Below are 18,154 nucleotides of genomic sequence, written 5' to 3'. Positions count from 1 at the left end.
GCTGGTCCTCTCGGGCTGCACGGTCCGACCGTTTCCGACCGGCCCGCGTTGGATGTCGGTTGCTTGCTGCACGATGGAGCCTATGACAACGACCACGGAGCCCACGACCGGGAACTTGCGCGCGAGCGCAGAAGAGTTGTTGCGCGAACTCGCCGGCCCGGCTGCGGTGCTGCGGGAAGACCAGTGGACGGCCATCGAGGCCCTCGTCGTGCACCGGCGGCGGGCGCTGGTGGTGCAGCGGACCGGTTGGGGCAAGTCGGCGGTCTACTTCATCGCGGCGAAACTGCTTCGCGCACAGGGCCTCGGTCCGACGGTGATCGTCTCTCCACTGTTGGCGTTGATGCGCAACCAGGTTGCCTCCGCCGAGCGGGCGGGCGTCCGTGCTGCCACCATCAACTCCGGCAACATGACCGAGTGGGACGACATCCATCAGCAGGTCGCCTCGGGCGAGCTCGACGTGCTGCTGGTCAGTCCGGAGCGATTGAACAATCCGGATTTCCGCGATCAGGTGCTGCCGTCCCTGGCAGGTGATGCGGGCCTGGTCGTGGTCGACGAAGCACATTGCGTCTCCGACTGGGGCCACGATTTCCGGCCCGACTATCGACGTATCAGAACCCTGATCGCCGAGTTGCGCGACGGTATCCCCGTGCTCGCGACCACAGCGACGGCGAACGACCGCGTGGTGGACGACGTAGCGGCACAGCTGGGTGTCGGCGGCGGCGACACGCTCGTACTGCGCGGCGGACTCGCACGCGACTCTCTGCGCATGGCTGTGGTGAAGATCGCCAACGCCACCGAACGGGCGGCGTGGCTCGCCGATCACCTGAAAACCCTGCCGGGTTCGGGAATCATCTACACGCTGACGGTCTCGGCCGCGAAGGACCTCGCAGCGCTGCTCACCGATCAGGGCCACGTGGTGGCGTCCTACACCGGTCAGACGGATCCGACCGAGCGCGAATCGCTCGAAGGTGACCTGCTGGCCAACCGAGTCAAGGCCCTCGTCGCCACCTCCGCATTGGGGATGGGCTTCGACAAGCCCGATCTCGGCTTCGTCGTGCACATGGGGGCACCGTCGTCTCCGATCTCGTATTACCAGCAGGTAGGCCGAGCCGGTCGCGCCACCGAGCGCGCCGATGTGGTGCTGCTGCCCGGTCACGAGGATCGCCAGATCTGGAGCTACTTCGCCTCCGTCGCATTCCCCCGCGAGCATCTGGTGCGGCAGGTCATCGATGCCCTGAACACCGACAAGGCCCAGTCGACGCAGGCGCTGGAGCCCTTGGTCGAGCTCAATCGCAGCAGGCTGGAGATGGTGCTGAAGGTTCTCGACGTCGACGGCGCGGTCAGACGCGTTCGTGGCGGTTGGATGGCCACCGGGGAGCAGTGGACGTACGACGCGGGACGTTACGAGCGTCTCGAACAGGCCAGGGACCGCGAACAGCAGGCCATGATCGACTACCAGGGCACCGACGGCTGCCGGATGGAGTTCCTGCGGAGGCAACTCGACGACCCGGATCTGGGCGCACCCGGTAGCGAGTCCGACAGGTGCGGACGGTGCGACAACTGCACCGGTGAGCACTTGTCGGCGTCGGTGGATGCGGCTGCGGTCGACTCGGCACGGGCACGATTGGACCGGCCGGGCATCGACCTGCAGCCGAGAAAGCAGTGGCCCAGCGGCATGAAGAAGCTGGGTGTCTCGCTCTCGGGCAAGATCGCCGACCCACACGAACCCGGGCGCGTGCTGGGTCGACTCACCGACCTCGGCTGGGGCAGCCGGCTGCGTGCCCTGCTCGATGCACCCGATGCTCCGGCCACCGACGCATTGGAGAAGGCGTGCATCACCGTGCTCGCCAACTGGGACTGGAAGCAGCGCCCGACTGCCGTTCTGGCTCTCGACTCCCCCACCCATCCGGTGCTGGTGCGATCGATCGCCGAGCGATTGGCCGCCGTCGGAAAATTGGACGATCTCGGTGTCATGCAGGTCAGGGCTGGTCATCCGCCGGTCTCGGCGGCCAATTCGGCGTTCAGGGTCGCCGGGCTGGTGGACTCGTGGGACGTTCCGGACGTATCGTCCGTGACAGGGCCGATTCTGTTGATCGACCTGCTGACCGACACCGGGTGGACGTTCACCTGCGCCACGTCGGCTCTGCGAACTGCGGGTGCCGAAGCGGTGCTTCCGTTCGCTTTGGCGACACCGAAGTAGCGGTCCGTCGGAAGCGGGTGGTTTGAATTCCGTCGTTGCGGGTACAGCCAGCCGGGCGCCGATGAAGTGACCAGCATCACATTGACGGGTTAACCTGGGGAAGCATGTCCGATTCCGGGGTCGATTTCCCGGCGCACTCGATATGCCTCGGCGACCTTGTTACGTTTGTATTTCCCATGAAGCCCGCATTGCTGAGAGGTACCCCGCTCACTGCGCCGGACGCAGTGAAGTTTCGTAAGCCACAGATCTCCGACGGAGTCCGGCTCTGGGAGATCGCAAGAGATTCGCGAGTTCTGGATCTCAATTCCAGCTACTCGTACGTGTTGTGGTGCCGTGATTTCGCGGCCACCACCGTCGTATCCGACATCGACGGCCGCGCAGTCGGTTTCGTCACCGGATACATCCGCCAGGACGCCCCGCGCACACTGTTCGTGTGGCAGGTCGCCGTGGATGCGGATCAGCGTGGCAAGGGACTTGCCGGTCGCATGCTGATGGAGCTGCTCGACCGCCTCGAGCCACAGGGCATCACGCATCTGGAAACGACGATCAGCCCGGACAACGAAGCGTCGATCGCAACCTTCACGAGCCTCGCACGCAAGCGAGGCACCGATATCGTCAGGTCGGATTTGTTCGCGCCCAACGATTTCCCTGATAGCCACGAAGCCGAGGAGCTCTACACAGTAGGCCCCGACGCGTCGCGGATTTACGAAAGGAACAAGCAGAACATGACCGAAAAGAACACCGTGACAACAGAGAAGCCCGATGTATTCGAGACCGTCGAGTCCGGCGTGCGTAGCTACAGCCGCCAGTGGCCCGCCGTGTTCACCACCGCGAAGAACTCGGTCATCACCGACGAGAACGGCAACGACTACCTCGACTTCTTCGGTGGCGCAGGCGCTCTCAACTACGGCCACAACAACGACTTGATCAAGAGCGCTTTGGTCGACTACATCACCAGCGATGGCATCACGCACGGACTCGACATGTCCACCGTCGCCAAGCGGGAGTTCCTCGAGTCGTTCAAGAAGAACATCCTCGATCCCCGCGGCCTGGACTACAAGGTTCAGTTCCCCGGGCCGACGGGCACCAACACCGTCGAGGCCGCACTCAAGCTCGCTCGCAAGGTCACCGGCCGCGAGGCGATCATCAACTTCACCAACGCATTCCACGGCATGACCCTCGGCGCGCTGTCGGTCACCGGCAACTCGATGAAGCGAGCGGGAGCCGGAATTCCGTTGGTGCACACCACTCCGATGCCGTACGACAACTACTTCGGCGGCGTCACCGAGGACTTCCAGTGGTTCGAGCGCGTGCTCGACGATTCCGGCAGCGGATTCAACCGCCCGGCCGCAGTGATCGTGGAGACCATCCAGGGTGAGGGCGGCATCAACGTCGCGCGCCCCGAGTGGCTGCGCGCCCTGGCCGAGCTGTGCTCGCGCCGTGAGATCCTGCTGATCGTCGACGACGTGCAGATGGGCTGCGGACGCACCGGCCAGTTCTTCTCGTTCGAGGAAGCAGGCATCACCCCGGACATCGTCACGCTGTCCAAGTCCATCGGTGGCTACGGCATGCCGCTGGCGCTGACTCTCTTCAAGCCCGAGCTGGACGTGTGGTCGCCGGGCGAGCACAACGGCACCTTCCGCGGCTTCAATCCCTCGTTCGTCACGGCGAAGGCCGCCATCGACCACTACTGGTCCGATGACAAGTTCGAGAAGGAAACCCTGGTCAAGGGCGAGCACATCCAGGACCGGTTCATGAAGCTGTGCGCCAAGTTCGACGGCATCTCCACCCGCGGCCGCGGCATGGTTCAGGCCCTGGTGTTCGACGACGCAGAACTCGCAGGCAAGGTGTCTCAGCTGTGCTACGACGAGCGTCTGCTCGTCGAGACCGCCGGCCCCAAGGACGAGGTCGTCAAGCTGCTTCCCCCGCTGACCACGACGATCGACGAGCTCGATCGCGGCCTGGACATCATCGAAAGTGCCGTCGCGAAGGTCCTCTCCTAGAGACCCGTTCGCACGCACCGAAATCGAAGGAGGACATCGACATGATCGTTCGCACCACGCAGGAAATCACCGGTACCGACCGCGACATCTCGAGCGAAGACGGCAACTGGCGCAGCAAGAGAATCATCCTCGGCGGCGACAAGGTCGGATTCTCGTTCCACGAGACGACGATCCAGGCCGGTACGGTGAACAACTTCCACTACGCCAACCACGTCGAGGCCGTCTGGCTCATCGAGGGCGAGGGAACGCTCACGGACCGCGAGACCGGCGAGACCTACGAGCTCGGTGCGGGATCGATGTACCTGCTCAACGGACACGAGCGCCATACTGTCGAGCCGCGTACCCAGATGCGCATGCTCTGCGTGTTCAATCCTCCCGTCGTCGGCAACGAGACGCACGACGAGAACGGTGTGTACCCCCTCGTCGAGGTACCCGCGTAACACCGGCACGTCCTCACGGCCCGCACCGACGCTATCCAGGTCGGTGCGGGCCGTTGGCGTATCCACGGTGCCCATCCGGCGAGGGATCGCTATCCTGGACGAAGTGAATGCAACCCCTGTGTCCGCGGCACCGTACGAGCAGCTGACTTCCCTGCTCGACGGGAAGACCGTCACCGTCGTCAGCGGCGCGGGCATGTCCACCGACTCCGGGATTCCCGATTACCGCGGTCCGCAGTCACCGCCTCGAAACCCGATGACGTTCCAGCAGTTCATCGGTGACGCCGAATTCCGCCGGCACTACTGGGCCCGCAACCATGTCGGGTGGCGACACATGGACGCCGCCGTGCCCAACGACGGCCACCGAGCGCTCGCCCGACTCGAACGGGCAGGCGTCGTCACCGGGATCATCACCCAGAACGTCGACATGTTGCACACCAAGGCGGGCAGCCGACGCGTCATCGACCTGCACGGCGTCTACGCCCGAGTTCGCTGCCTGAACTGCGAGCGGTTGATCTCGCGCTTCGAGTTGGCCCGCCGACTCGATCGTGCCAATCCCGGTTTCCTCGAGTCCGTTGCGCCAGCGGACGGCGTCGAGATCGCCCCCGATGCCGACGCCATCATTTCCTCGACCGCACACTTCCGCATGGTCGACTGCGAATCATGTTCGGGCATACTCAAACCCGACATCGTCTACTTCGGTGAGAGCGTACCGAAACCGCGCGTGGCCGAGGCATACGATCTCGTCGACCGAAGCGACGCGCTGCTGGTGCTCGGATCCTCGCTGACCGTGATGTCGGGCCTGCGGTTCGTCAGACACGCGTCCAAGACGTCGAAGCCCATCGTCATCGTCAACCGCGGCACCACTCGGGGCGACGAATTCGCTTCTCTCACACTGCACGCCGGGTGTTCCGAGGTAGCGACCGCGTTGGCCGACGACGTCGATCAGGCAGGAACCAGATCGTCGGCATGAACCACCGGGCGCTGAAGCTCTGCGGCCAACTCCCCTGTCGACCTCCCGAGCATCCCGGCGAGTTCCCCCGAGTCGTACGCGACGACCCCGCGAGCCACCAGTACACCCGCGTGGTCGACCAACGAGACCACGTCTCCGCCGTGGAAAGCTCCCGTCACCGACGTGATACCAGCGGACAACAACGATCGTCGCCGCTCCACCACGGCACGCACGGCCCCGGCGTCGAGGTGCAGTTCTCCCGCAGCATCGGCAGCGTGACGGACCCAGAACTTGCGCGCCGACAATCGCGTCGGCCGGGCAGCGAAAGCGGTACCCACCGCGGACGTCGTCAGCGCATGGGCAGCATCGGATGCCGCGGCCAGTAGCACCGGAACGCCGGCGTCGGCCGCGAGACGCGCAGCGGACAGCTTGGAGGCCATTCCGCCGGTGCCGAGCGCTCCCCCCGAACCGGCGACGACACCGTCGAGATCCTCGGGGCTGGTCACTTCCGGGATCAGTGTCGCTCTGCCCTTGCGGGGATCACCGTCGTACAACCCGTCCACGTCCGAGAGCAGGAACAGTGCGTCCGCACCGACGAGGTGGGCGACCAGAGCAGCCAGGCGATCGTTGTCACCGAACCGGATCTCTGCGGTGGCGACCGTGTCGTTCTCGTTGACGATGGCCACGGCACCGAGTGAGCGCAACCGATCCAGGGTGCGCTGAGCGTTGCGGTGGTTGGTTCGCCGCGCGATGTCCTCGGCGGTCAGCAGAACCTGTCCGACCGTGCGCCCGTACCGGTGGAACGACGAGCTCCACGCATGAACCAGAGCGAGTTGACCGACGCTCGCAGCAGCCTGCTTGGTGGCCAGGTCCCGTGGACGCTTGGTCAGGCCCAACGGTGCCATCCCTGCGCCGATCGCACCGGAGGACACGACCACCACATCGGTACCGCTGCGCATCCGAGACTCGATGGCGTCGGCGAGCAGATCGAGTCGAGTCAGATCCAGACCGGTGTCGAGGCTGGTGAGCGCCGAGGAACCGATCTTGACCACGATGCGCTTGGCATCGGCGATCGTGCGACGGGTATCGGTGAGAGCCTCTGCGAGCGAATCGGATTCACGCACCGCCGCCACGTCTACTCCTGTTCGGTATCGAGCCCGCGACGTACCTGGCGGGCATGCTTGCGTTCGGATGCGCCGATGCGCTCGACCTGATCGAGACGGGCATCGGTGCCACGGCCTGTCATCGTGATCTCGACACCGGCCGGAGTCTGCGGCTCCCAGTCGAACGACACGTCGCCGATGGTGACCGAAGCACCGGGCTGAGCGCCGGCCTTGATGAGTGCGTCCTCGACTCCGAGCCGCGCGAGGCGGTCGGCGAGGTAGCCGACGGCCTCGTCGTTGGTGAACTGCGTCTGACGCACCCAACGCTCGGGTCGGGTACCGCGAACGATGAAGCCGTCCGGGATGTCCGGATCCTTGACGACCTTGAAGCTGTCGTCGTTCCGAGCGACCGGGCGCAGCACCTGACGCCGCGGCTCGGGAGCCGGATGCGCGGTGCGGTACTCCTCGACGAGCTTGGCCAATGCGAACGTCAGCGGCTTGAGACCGGCACGCGTCACCGCGGAAATGGTGTACACGGGCCAGCCACGGGACTCGAACTCGGCGGTGACCATCTCGGCCAGCTCGGCACCCTCTGGAATGTCGGCCTTGTTCAACACCACGATGCGGGGCCGATCGGCCAGATCGCCGAGGCTGGCGTCCCCGGACAGCGCCGGCTTGTATGCGGCCAACTCGGCTTCGAGGGCGTCGACGTCGGAGATCGGGTCGCGGCCGGGATCCAGTGTGGCGCAGTCGACGACGTGCGCGAGAACGGCACACCGTTCGAGGTGACGCAGGAAGTCGAGACCGAGACCTCGGCCCTGACTCGCGCCGGGGATCAGCCCGGGAACGTCTGCGACGGTGAAGGTGGTGTCTCCGCTGGAGACCACGCCGAGGTTGGGCACCAATGTGGTGAAGGGGTAATCGGCGATCTTCGGCTTCGCTGCGGACAGCACCGAGACCAGCGACGACTTACCGGCCGACGGAAAACCGACGAGGCCCACGTCTGCGACGGACTTGAGTTCGAGGACGAGCTCGCGTTCGATGCCCTCTTCGCCGAGCAGCGCGAATCCGGGTGCGCGCCGAGCCTTCGAGGCCAGAGCTGCGTTGCCCAGGCCGCCGCGGCCGCCGGGTGCGGCGTCGAAACGTGTTCCCTCGCCGATCATGTCGGCGAGCACATTGCCCTTCTTGTCGAGCACGACGGTGCCGTCGGGAACCTTGAGAATCAGGTCCTCGCCGTTGGCACCCTCACGGTTGCCACCCATGCCCTGAGTTCCGTTGCCTGCCTTGGCATGGCTGGAGAAGTGGAAGTCGAGCAGAGTGTGGACGTTGCTGTCGACGACGAACACGACTCCGCCGCCCTGCCCTCCGTTACCGCCGTCCGGGCCGCCGAGAGGCTTGAACTTCTCGCGGTGAACCGAAGAGCAGCCGTTGCCACCTTTGCCGGCGCTGACGTGCAGCACCACGCGGTCGATGAATCGTGACATAGCTGTCTTCGATCCTTTCGTGAAAGAGAAAGCGGGAGAAAAAAGCGATAGGGGCGGACCGGTCTCATGACCCTGGTCCGCCCCTATCGGGAGCTGTGAACGTACGCCGTGGATGGTCGACACGAGCAGTTGCCCGGTCGCGTCGGCCATCGTGAGCGCCAGCGCTGCAGAAGGACTAGGCCTCTACAGCAACCGGAACGATGTTCACGGTCTTGCGACCGCGCTTGGCACCGAACTCGACTGCGCCGGGGGCGAGTGCGAACAGGGTGTCGTCGCCGCCACGGCCGACGTTGACGCCGGGGTGGAAGTGCGTGCCACGCTGACGAACCAGGATCTCGCCTGCGCCTACGGTCTGGCCGCCGAAACGCTTGACGCCGAGGCGCTGAGCATTCGAGTCGCGACCGTTACGGGAGCTTGATGCGCCCTTCTTGTGTGCCATGTTGCATACCCTCCTCGGGGTGAATCAGCTTGGGAGAACTCAGGTCCTGCCGGGGACCTGGTTACTTGATGCCGGTGACCTTGAGGACAGTGAGCTTCTGCCTGTGTCCCTGACGCTTGTGGTATCCGGTCTTGTTCTTGAACTTGTGGATGCGGATCTTCGGGCCCTTGGTGTGCTCGACGATCTCACCGGCGACCGAGATCTTCGCCAGCTTGTCTGCATCTGTGGTCAGGTCGGATCCGTCTACGACGAGGACCGGAGCAAGCGAGACAGCAGTGCCGGGCGCTCCCTCGATCTTCTCGACCTTGACGAGGTCACCAACAGCGACCTTGTACTGCTTTCCGCCGGTCTTGACGATCGCGTACGTTGCCATCGGAGGGCTACCCCTTGCTTCTTCGAACTTGCTCGCGTTGCACATGGCAACACGACTGGTCTGGTAAAACGTGTTTGCTTGCTCCCTATCGGCCGGCCACGGCGATGTTCACCTAGGCCCGCTCGAGAACCGTTGCTTCCTGCAAGGCCACTACGGCACAGCAGAACGGTGTCACCGGGAGCGACCTATCAAGGTTACGGCAGAGAGACGGCCAGGGTCAAACTGCCCCGCGATGCTAGGCATCGATGTCCACCGGAGGCCCTGCAGGCCGCGCTGCTGCGCGCCGTCTGCGAGGACGTGCCGCCGGCACCTCCACCGGCTCCACGGACTGTTCGGCCGCCGCCGTGAGCGGAGCCGCCACCTCGTCGGGTGCCGTCCCTGCCTGGTCGGAGGTCGTGGCGTCCGCGGAGTCGTCCGCGGCAGGAACGACGATCACCATGCCCGCGTCGGGCGCTGTGCCGGTCGGCGCGGCTGCTTTGCGCGCCACCCGCCGTCCGCGTCGAGCCCTCGGTGCCACCGGCTCGGCTGAAGGCCGGTCGGCCTCTGTCTCGGTGGCCGCATCGGCTGCCGTGACGTTCGTCTCCGCGTCGGCCGCCGCAGCAGCCGCAACCTCCACATCGTCGGCGGAGACCACGGTCACCTCGGCGTCGCCGCCGGGAGCTTCCGGGGCAGGTGTCTCGACATCGGCGGGGCTGACGTCGGCCACCACGTCGTCGTGGTGCGCCGCCATGGCCAGCGCCACCGGATGCGCCCGCTTGATCGACGGATCGACCACGGGGTGGTCCTGACCGTCTGCCGCACCGGCCCGATCGTTCGAGGAGGCCCGCTCGTTGCCGTCGGACCGATCGTTGCCGTCGGCCTTGTTGTCCTTGCCACGACGACGCCTGCTGCTCGTTCCCGAGTTGCCCGATTCCGAACGCGACGAGTTCGACCGACCGCCGTCGTTGTCCGGCTTGGCGTCGATGGGGAACGGGTGCACGACGATGCCACGACCCTGGCAGTGCTCACACGTGGTGGAGAACGCCTCGACGAGCCCCGTGCCGAGCTTCTTGCGGGTCATCTGCACCAGACCGAGCGAGGTCACCTCGGAGACCTGGTGGCGAGTCCGGTCGCGTCCGAGGGACTCGGTGAGTCGTCGGAGTACGAGATCGCGGTTGGACTCGAGCACCATGTCGATGAAGTCGACGACGATCATGCCGCCGATGTCTCGCAGCCGCATCTGGCGCACGACTTCCTCGGCGGCCTCGATGTTGTTGCGAGTGACCGTCTCTTCTAGATTGCCACCCGAGCCGGTGAACTTGCCGGTGTTGACGTCGACGACGGTCATCGCCTCGGTGCGATCGATCACCAGGGTGCCGCCGGACGGCAGCCAGACCTTGCGATCGAGGGCCTTGGCCAGCTGCTCGTCGATGCGGTGCGCGGCGAAGACGTCGACGGAACTGCCGTCGGCCTCGTATCGGTGCAGCCGCTCCATCATGTCCGGGGCCACGGTCTCGACGTAGTTCGACGTCGTCGTCCACGCCTTGTCGCCCTCGATGACGAGCTTGGAGAAGTCCTCGTTGAACAGGTCACGGATGACCTTGACGAGCATGTCGGGCTCTTCGTACAGCGTCTGTGGTTGCACGCCCTTGCCGGTTTCGGCGTTGGCCGAGCGTTCTTCGATGCTGGCCCACTGCGCCTGCAGGCGAGTCACGTCGCGTGCGAGCTCTTCTTCGCTGACGCCCTCCGCTGCGGTACGGATGATGACGCCGGCCTCGGGAGGCACGATGTCGCGGAGGATCTCCTTCAGACGCTTGCGCTCGGTGTCGGGCAGCTTGCGGCTGATGCCGGTGGAACTTCCACCGGGCACGTAGACGAGGAAACGACCCGCGAGCGACAGCTGCGTGGTCAGGCGAGCACCCTTGTGCCCCACCGGGTCCTTGCTGACCTGGACCAGAACCTGATCGCCTGGCTTGAGAGCCTGCTCGATCTTCCGTGAGTTTCCGCCCAAGCCCGCAGCGTCCCAGTTGACCTCGCCCGCGTACAGCACGCCGTTGCGGCCACGCCCGATGTCGATGAAGGCTGCTTCCATGCTGGGCAGCACGTTCTGTACGCGGCCCAGGTAGACGTTGCCGACCATGGACGCGGTGGCACTGCTGGTGACGAAGTGCTCGACGAGCACACCGTCTTCGAGCACGGCAACCTGAGTGGTCAGCGGGTGATCCGGAGTCGCTTTCTCACGCACGACCATGACGCGGTCGACGGATTCGCGGCGAGCCAGGAACTCGGACTCGGTGAGGATCGGCGGCCGACGACGACCGGCATCGCGCCCGTCGCGGCGGCGCTGACGCTTGGCCTCGAGACGCGTCGAGCCCGTGATTCCCTGGACCTCGTCCCGGGGTGCCCGACTCTTGTTGCGCGGCTCGCGCTCGTGCACGACGGTGTTGGGCGGATCGTCCTCGGACGAGGTGCCCTCGGCAGCGGCCTCTGCTCCGGTCTTGCGCCGGCGACGGCGTCGACGACGACGGCTGGAGCCGTCTCCGTCCGAACCGCCGTTGTCGGAGTCGTCGTAATTGTCCTGGGCACCCGAATCGGACTCGTCGTCGCCGTCCTCGGCCGAGGAGTCCGCGGTGCGCGTTTCGTCGGAGGAATCGGTCGAATCGGAGTTCTGCCGGTCCGAGGTGCGGCTGCGAGTGCGCGATCGACGCGAGCGTCGTCCCGAGTTCGACTGCTGCTCGTCACTCGACGAGGACTCGTCCGAGTCGGAATCGGTCGGTTCTGCGTCGGCCGAATCAGTGGTCTCCGAGTCGCCGTCGGAATCGTCGTCGGAATTGTCGTCGTTCGACTCGTCCGAAGACTGCTCGCCGCGACCACGGCCGCGTCCACGGCGGCCACGGCGGCGGCGTCGAGGCTGAGATTGATCGTCGTCCCCGTCACCGTCGGTCGATCCCTCGGCGGCGGTCGACTCGTCGGTCTCAGAAGAGGACCGGTCGGTCGAGACTGCAGACGTCTCGAGTGCAGCAGTCTCGGGTGCAGCGGTCTCCGGCGTCACCGCGGACTCACTGCCATCGGTGTCCGTGCTGCTGCCGGTGCTGGCGACCTCGTCCTTGGGCGCTGCCTTGCGGCTGCGGCGACGGCGCACCGGGGGCTCCGCCGGTGACTCCGCCGATTCCGTCGCTGGGGCGTCCACGGCTGCGGGCTGCAGAAACAGCGGGGTGGTGAACGTCGTCGCGGTGGGCTGGTCGGTCGTTGCCGCGGACCGATCGGTCTCCGGCTCCGGAGCGGGCGCGCTGGTGAAAAGCTGCGGCTCGGACCACGGGGCCTCGACGGCGGGTGCCTCGACAGGTTCCTCCACAACCGGCTCCGGCTGCGCGGCAGTCGACGACTCGACTGTCTGCCCGGTGGGCGCTGTGGGCGCGTTGACCGAGTCACGAACGGACTCCGCGACGTCACGGCTCAGGCTCGACTGTGCACTGCGCGCTTCGATGCCGAGCTCACCGAGGGTGACGAGCAACTGCTTGCTGGTGACGCCCAGAATCTTTGCCAGAGCGTGCACGCGCAGCCTGGTCGGCAGCTCGATCGTGTCGGGTTGCGCCGACGACGCCGCGTCGGTTTCCACAGACGACACCGCGCCGGGAGGCTCCGTACGACCTGCGTTTGCGTTCTGTACATCTTCGGGCGGGCTTTGATCGGCCACGTAGTCTCCTCGGGCCCCCGGGCGCGTCCATCCGACTTCGGGTGTGACGCGGCCACGCGAGGGCAATCCTTGTGTACTCACGTCGGGTTGGACGTCAGCTGTTCGGTCTCGCTCCGCACCCGAGCCGATGACCACTTCGTAGTTCTCGGTGGTCGACGACAGCGTGTGCGGTGCCTGGCTGGATGGTGGTGTACCGGCGATCCGAGCGCCTGATCATCAAGCAAGAACGCGAACGAGCCTGTCTCTCGTTCGAGCATCTGCGATGACGGGCCGCGGATAGACGACAGTCATCCGATCGAATACACCACACCGGTCTAGCGAACTTCGGTGAAGCCTGGGCTTCGGGTGGAGCGTGAAACCTGTACGTACTGGTGCAGTGAAGTCGATCTGTCGTCGAGTATCCCACACGCTGTGATGCGTACTCGCCACGCCGCACCGTTCGGGTTCCGAGCGGATGCGGCGTGGCCGGAAGGAGGCGGTGCTTTTCGTGTCGAAGGCGGAACGGTCAGGCGAGGCCGGGGAACCAGAGTGCGATCTCGCGCTCGGCCGATTCCACGGAATCCGATCCGTGCACCAGATTCTGCTGACCGTCGAGGGCGAGGTCACCACGGATGGTGCCGGGAACCGCCTTGGCCACGGGGTCGGTGCCGCCTGCGATCTGACGGAATGCAGCGATGGCGCGCGGGCCTTCGAGAACTGCGGCCACCACCGGTCCGGACGTGATGAACTCGAGCAGCTCGGGGAAGAACGGCTTGCTCTCGTGCTCCGCGTAGTGAGCCGAGGCCAGTTCGCGGGAGACGGTCTTGAGCTCGAGTGCGACGATGCTCAGACCCTTCTTCTCCACGCGGCCGAGGATCTCTCCTACGTAACGCCGGGCAACTCCGTCGGGCTTGATCAGTACAAGGGTGCGGTCGGTCACGTCGAGAACAGTAATGGAACACAGCGATGCGGCGCGCGCCGCATCGCCGAAACCGACAGGTTTCCCCTGTCAGTCGCGCTGCCCCGGCAGCATCCCCCGTCGGATTCGCTCGGTGATGTCACGGCGCAGGTACAGCAGATACAGCCACACGGCGATGAAGATCAGGCCGACGATGCCGATGGACAGATGGAACACCGTTCCGAACAGAACGAACACTTGCAGAATCAGATTGAACTTCATCGCCCAGGGCTCACCCTGCTTGCCGGCGCCTGCGATCATCGCGACCGCGAGGAGAACGATGTACGTGGTCGAAAACCACGTTGCACCGCCGCCCACGACGGCGACCACAGGCAGCGAGAGCAGAACGACGATGGCTTCGAGTACCAACGTTCCTGCACAGACACCGCGGAACCCCTTCCACGGATCGTTCGTGGGTGGTCTGAACTCTGTCTCGCTCACGCGGGGTCCTTTCCGAACAGAGTGCGAGCTGCACCGACGGTCACCACGGATCCGGTCACCACGACTCCGGCACCGGACACGGCCTCACCCGGCTCGGCGACTTCCTCGGCCAACCCGATCGCCGTTTCCAGCGCATCGGGCAGGGTCGACGCCACCACGACGCGTTCGTCGCCGAATTTGGCCACCGCGATGTCGGCCAACGCGTCCACGTCCATCGCCCGCGCGGACCCGTTGTGGGTGACGACGATGTCGTCGAACACCGGCTCCAGCGCGTCGAGGATTGCTCCGACATCCTTGTCCGCCATGACGCTGACGACGCCGACGAGTTTGCGGAAATCGAATTCGTCGGTGAGGGCAGCGGCGAGCGCTGCTGCCCCATGTGGGTTGTGCGCGGCGTCGAGAAACACTGTCGGGGCGTTGCGCACCCGCTCGAGCCGACCCGGATTGACGATCGTGGCGAACGCACCGCGCACGGTGTCCTGATCGAGTTGACGATCCGGACCCGCACCGAAGAAAGCCTCGACCGCCGCGAGTGCGAGCGAGGCATTGTGCGCCTGATGCTCGCCGTGCAAGGGAAGAAAGACGTCGGTGTACACCCCGCCGAGCCCCTGCAGTTCCAGTTGCTGGCCTCCCACGGCGATCTGCCTGCCGAGGACGGTGAATTCCGACCCGGCTCGGGCCACCGCCGCGTCCGCCTGCACCGCCGCCCGCAGCAGGACCTCGGACACCTCGGGCTGCTGCTTCGCCAGAATCGCGACGGTATCGCGCGGCACCAGCGATTCCGGTGCCTTCTTGATGATCCCCGCCTTCTCTCCCGCGATCGTCGCGAGATCGTCGCCGAGGAACTCGACGTGATCGAGGCCGATCGGGGTGATGACGGCAACGTCGCCGTCGACGACGTTGGTGGCGTCCCAACGCCCGCCGAGTCCGACCTCGATGACGGCAACCTCGACCGGGGCCTCGGCGAACGCCGCGAACGCCATGGCCGTGACCACCTCGAACTTGCTCATGCGGGGTCCGCCCGCTGCCTCGGACTGCGCGTCGATCATGTCCACGAACGGAGCGATCTCGTTGTAGGTGTCGACGTAGAGCCGCGGCGAGATGGGCCTGCCGTCGATGCTGATCCGCTCGGTCGCCATCTGCAGGTGCGGACTGGTGGTGCGGCCTGTGCGCCGGTGGAACGCGGTGAGGAGCGCATCGATCATGCGGGTCACCGAGGTCTTGCCGTTCGTGCCCGCGACGTGAATCGACGGATACGCCCTCTGCGGCGAGCCGAGCAGGTCCATCAGCGCCGAGATCCGAGCCGTCGACGGCTCGATCTTCGTTTCGGGCCAACGCTTGTCGAGCTCGGCCTCCACGAGTGCGAGCTCGGCCAGATCGACCGGGCTCGGCGGAGGCAGGGGCAGGGCCTCGTCGGATTCGGTCACTTAGGTTCCCATCGATTCGAGCCGCGCCGTGATGCGTGCGATCTCTTCGCCGGCGATCGTCTGGCGTGTTCTGATCTTGTCCACCACCGCATCCGGTGCCTTCGCGAGAAACGCTTCGTTGCCGAGCTTGCCGGTGGTCTGCGCGAGTTCCTTCTCCGCAGCCGCGAGATCCTTCACCAGTCGGGCCCGCTCGGCGACCAGGTCGACGGTGCCCGAGGTGTCGAGTTCGACGACCACGGTGGCCTTGCTCAGACGCACCTCGACCGACGCCGTCGCCGCGAAGTCCTCGGCGGGCTCGGTCAGTCGAGCCAGTGCGGTGACCGCCGAAATCTGCCCGTCCAGATCCGATTCGGAGACTCCGACGATGCGGGCCGCCACCTTCTGGGACGGCTTGAGTCCCTGATCGCTGCGGAACCGACGGATTTCGGTGATGAGTCGCTGCATGTCTTCGATGCGCTGTGCCGCAACAGAATCCAGCGAATCGGTGGAGGCGGTGGGCCACGCGGCGATGACCAGCGACTCGCCGCCGGTGAGCACCTTCCACAGCGTTTCGGTGACGAACGGAATCACCGGATGCAGCAGTCGCAGCAGGGCGTCGAGAACGTTGCCGAGAACCCCGCGCGTGGTGACGGCGATGGCGTCGTCGGCGAACTGCACCTTGGCGATCTCGAGGTACCAGTCGCAGACCTCGTCCCAGGCGAAGTGATAGAGCGCCTCGCAGGCCTTGCTGAACTCGTAACGGTCGAACGCCGAATCCACCTCTGCCCGAACCTGTTCAAGCCTGTCGAGGATCCATCGGTCGGCGTCGGTCAGCTCGGACCGCGACGGGAGATCGGCCGGTGCCGCGCCGTTCATCAACGCGAACTTCGTTGCGTTGAACAGCTTGTTGGCGAAGTTGCGCGAGGACTGCGCGTGATCCTCGCCGACGGACATGTCGGCACCGGGGTTCGCGCCGCGGGCGAGCGTGAAGCGCAGCGCGTCGGCACCGAAACGATCGACCCAGTCGAGAGGATCGATGCCGTTACCGCGCGACTTCGACATCTTCTTGCCGAACTGGTCTCGAATCAGGCCGTGCAGAAACACATCTCGGAACGGAACCTGCGGCCCCTGCTTTCCCGCGGTGATCGCGTCGTCCGCTCCGACGTAGGTGCCGAACATCATCATGCGGGCGACCCAGAAGAACAGGATGTCGTATCCGGTGACGAGAACGCCGGTGGGATAGAACTTCTCGAGATCGGCGGTGGCGTCGGGCCACCCCATCGTCGAGAAGGGCCACAGCCCGGACGAGAACCAGGTGTCGAGGACGTCGGGATCCTGCTCCCAGCCCTCGGGCGGCGTCTCCCCCGGTCCGAGGCAGACGGTCTCGCCGTCGGGTCCGTACCAGATCGGAATCCGATGACCCCACCACAGCTGACGCGAGATGCACCAGTCGTGCATGTTGTCGACCCAGGCGAACCAGCGCGGTTCCTGACTCTTGGGATGAATGACGGTGTCGCCGTTACGCACTGCGTCACCGGCCGCCTTCGCCAAGGTGTCGACCTTGACCCACCACTGCAGCGACAGACGTGGCTCGATCGGCTCACCGCTACGCTCGGAGTGGCCGACGCTGTGCAGGTAGGGGCGCTTCTCGGCGACGACGCGGCCCTGCTCGGCGAGTGCTTCACGAACCTTCACGCGCGCCTCGAAGCGATCCATACCGTCGAATTGCGTTCCGGTATCGGCGATCCGGCCTGCCTTGTCCATGATCGAGGGCATCGGCAACGAGTGCCGCACGCCCATCTCGAAGTCGTTGGGGTCGTGTGCCGGGGTGATCTTCACTGCGCCGGTGCCGAATTCGGGGTCCACGTAGTCGTCGGCGATGATCGGGATCTGTCGTCCGGTGAACGGGTGCTCGAGGGTGGTGCCGACGAGAGCCTTGTACCGTTCGTCGTCGGGGTGGACCGCGACTGCGGTGTCGCCGAGCATCGTTTCGACTCGGGTGGTCGCGACGATGACATGTGGCTCGGAATCGTCGAGCGAGCCGTATCGCAGCGACACCAGTTCGCCGTCGACGTCCTCGAACTTGACCTCGATGTCGGAAATGGCGGTCTGCAGCACCGGCGACCAGTTGACCAGTCGCTCGGCGCGGTAGATCAAACCGTCGTCGAACATCCGCTTGAACATGGTCTGGACGGCCTCGGACAGGCCGTCGTCCATGGTGAACCGCTCTCGGCTCCAGTCGACACCGTCGCCGATGCGTCGCATCTGCCCACCGATGGTTCCGCCGGATTCACGCTTCCAGTCCCAGACCTTGTCGATGAACGCCTCGCGGCCGAACTCTTCCTTGGTCTTTCCGTCGGCGGCGAGCTGCTTCTCCACGACGGTCTGCGTGGCGATGCCCGCATGGTCCATGCCCGGCAACCACAGCACCTCGTACCCGAGCATCCGCTTGCGACGACTGAGCGCGTCCATCAGCGTGTGGTCGAGGGCGTGGCCCATGTGCAGGCTGCCGGTGACGTTGGGCGGGGGCAACACTATGGAATAGGGCGGCTTGCCGCTGGTCGCGTCGGCTTCGAAGTACCCGGCGTCGACCCAGGACCGGTACAGCTCCGCCTCGACCGCACTGGGATCCCAGCTCTTGGGCAGGTCGATCGAATCGGCGGGGTTCTCTGAGTGCTCTGGCGCTGAACTGGTCACCGGTCG

General features: G+C 65.6%; 13 protein-coding genes and 1 pseudogene. 5 read left to right on the top strand and 9 right to left on the bottom strand.

The annotated features are described in order from the left end of the window. The first annotated feature begins 82 nt into the window (after nucleotides 1–82). From CH291_RS19465 to CH291_RS19450, 5 genes and pseudogenes are all read left to right on the top strand, one after another. On the top strand, nucleotides 83–2,200 hold the full coding sequence (locus CH291_RS19465) for a RecQ family ATP-dependent DNA helicase (RefSeq protein ID WP_094640216.1): 2,118 nt from the start codon (nucleotides 83–85) through the stop codon (nucleotides 2,198–2,200). A gap of 104 nt (nucleotides 2,201–2,304) precedes the next feature. Further along, nucleotides 2,305–2,877, top strand: a pseudogene (gene ectA / locus CH291_RS27280) (diaminobutyrate acetyltransferase); the annotation flags it as partial. A 48-nt stretch (nucleotides 2,878–2,925) separates the two neighbouring features. Further along, nucleotides 2,926–4,203, top strand: coding sequence for a diaminobutyrate--2-oxoglutarate transaminase (ectB, locus tag CH291_RS19460; protein WP_256980928.1), 1,278 nt, complete (start codon nucleotides 2,926–2,928; stop codon nucleotides 4,201–4,203). 41 nt (nucleotides 4,204–4,244) lie between these two features. Beyond that, nucleotides 4,245–4,643 carry an ectoine synthase gene (locus CH291_RS19455; RefSeq protein WP_032379201.1) on the top strand — a complete coding sequence of 133 codons (399 nt, stop codon included), beginning with the start codon at nucleotides 4,245–4,247 and terminating at the stop codon, nucleotides 4,641–4,643. A 118-nt stretch (nucleotides 4,644–4,761) separates the two neighbouring features. Next, nucleotides 4,762–5,613, top strand: coding sequence for a Sir2 family NAD-dependent protein deacetylase (locus CH291_RS19450; RefSeq protein ID WP_094640217.1), 852 nt, complete (start codon nucleotides 4,762–4,764; stop codon nucleotides 5,611–5,613). On the opposite strand, the gene proB is transcribed toward CH291_RS19450, so the two are convergent. From proB to CH291_RS19405, 9 genes are all read right to left on the bottom strand, one after another. Beyond that, nucleotides 5,586–6,725: a glutamate 5-kinase gene (gene proB, locus CH291_RS19445; protein ID WP_179276613.1), complete on the bottom strand. Its 1,140-nt coding sequence runs from the start codon at nucleotides 6,723–6,725 to the stop codon at nucleotides 5,586–5,588. The two genes, CH291_RS19450 and proB, sit on opposite strands and share 28 nt — an antisense overlap. A gap of 2 nt (nucleotides 6,726–6,727) precedes the next feature. After that, the gene (gene obgE / locus CH291_RS19440; protein WP_037193128.1) at nucleotides 6,728–8,179 is read right to left on the bottom strand and encodes a GTPase ObgE; all 1,452 of its coding nucleotides are present in this window, start codon (nucleotides 8,177–8,179) and stop codon (nucleotides 6,728–6,730) included. 175 nt (nucleotides 8,180–8,354) lie between these two features. Further along, nucleotides 8,355–8,618: a 50S ribosomal protein L27 gene (gene rpmA, locus CH291_RS19435; protein ID WP_032379202.1), complete on the bottom strand. Its 264-nt coding sequence runs from the start codon at nucleotides 8,616–8,618 to the stop codon at nucleotides 8,355–8,357. Nucleotides 8,619–8,679: 61 nt separating this feature from the next. Beyond that, nucleotides 8,680–8,991, bottom strand: coding sequence for a 50S ribosomal protein L21 (gene rplU, locus CH291_RS19430; RefSeq protein ID WP_032394581.1), 312 nt, complete (start codon nucleotides 8,989–8,991; stop codon nucleotides 8,680–8,682). Nucleotides 8,992–9,226: 235 nt separating this feature from the next. After that, a complete protein-coding gene (locus tag CH291_RS19425) occupies nucleotides 9,227–12,667 on the bottom strand; it encodes a translation initiation factor IF-2 N-terminal domain-containing protein (protein ID WP_094688540.1) in 3,441 nt (1,146 codons plus the stop codon). 505 nt (nucleotides 12,668–13,172) lie between these two features. Next, nucleotides 13,173–13,586 carry a nucleoside-diphosphate kinase gene (gene ndk / locus CH291_RS19420; RefSeq protein WP_032394582.1) on the bottom strand — a complete coding sequence of 138 codons (414 nt, stop codon included), beginning with the start codon at nucleotides 13,584–13,586 and terminating at the stop codon, nucleotides 13,173–13,175. 69 nt (nucleotides 13,587–13,655) lie between these two features. Then, on the bottom strand, nucleotides 13,656–14,045 hold the full coding sequence (locus tag CH291_RS19415; RefSeq protein ID WP_094670662.1) for a DUF4233 domain-containing protein: 390 nt from the start codon (nucleotides 14,043–14,045) through the stop codon (nucleotides 13,656–13,658). Next, the gene (gene folC, locus CH291_RS19410) at nucleotides 14,042–15,472 is read right to left on the bottom strand and encodes a bifunctional tetrahydrofolate synthase/dihydrofolate synthase (RefSeq protein ID WP_094688399.1); all 1,431 of its coding nucleotides are present in this window, start codon (nucleotides 15,470–15,472) and stop codon (nucleotides 14,042–14,044) included. Before folC ends, CH291_RS19415 begins: the two co-directional genes overlap by 4 nt. After that, the gene (locus tag CH291_RS19405) at nucleotides 15,473–18,148 is read right to left on the bottom strand and encodes a valine--tRNA ligase (RefSeq protein WP_094688398.1); all 2,676 of its coding nucleotides are present in this window, start codon (nucleotides 18,146–18,148) and stop codon (nucleotides 15,473–15,475) included. Nucleotides 18,149–18,154 lie beyond the last annotated feature (6 nt).

It is taken from the genome of Rhodococcus sp. 14-1411-2a, assembly GCF_002259485.1.
Classification (GTDB): Bacteria; Actinomycetota; Actinomycetes; order Mycobacteriales; family Mycobacteriaceae; genus Rhodococcoides.
This window is presented reverse-complemented; position numbering and strand designations above follow the sequence as displayed.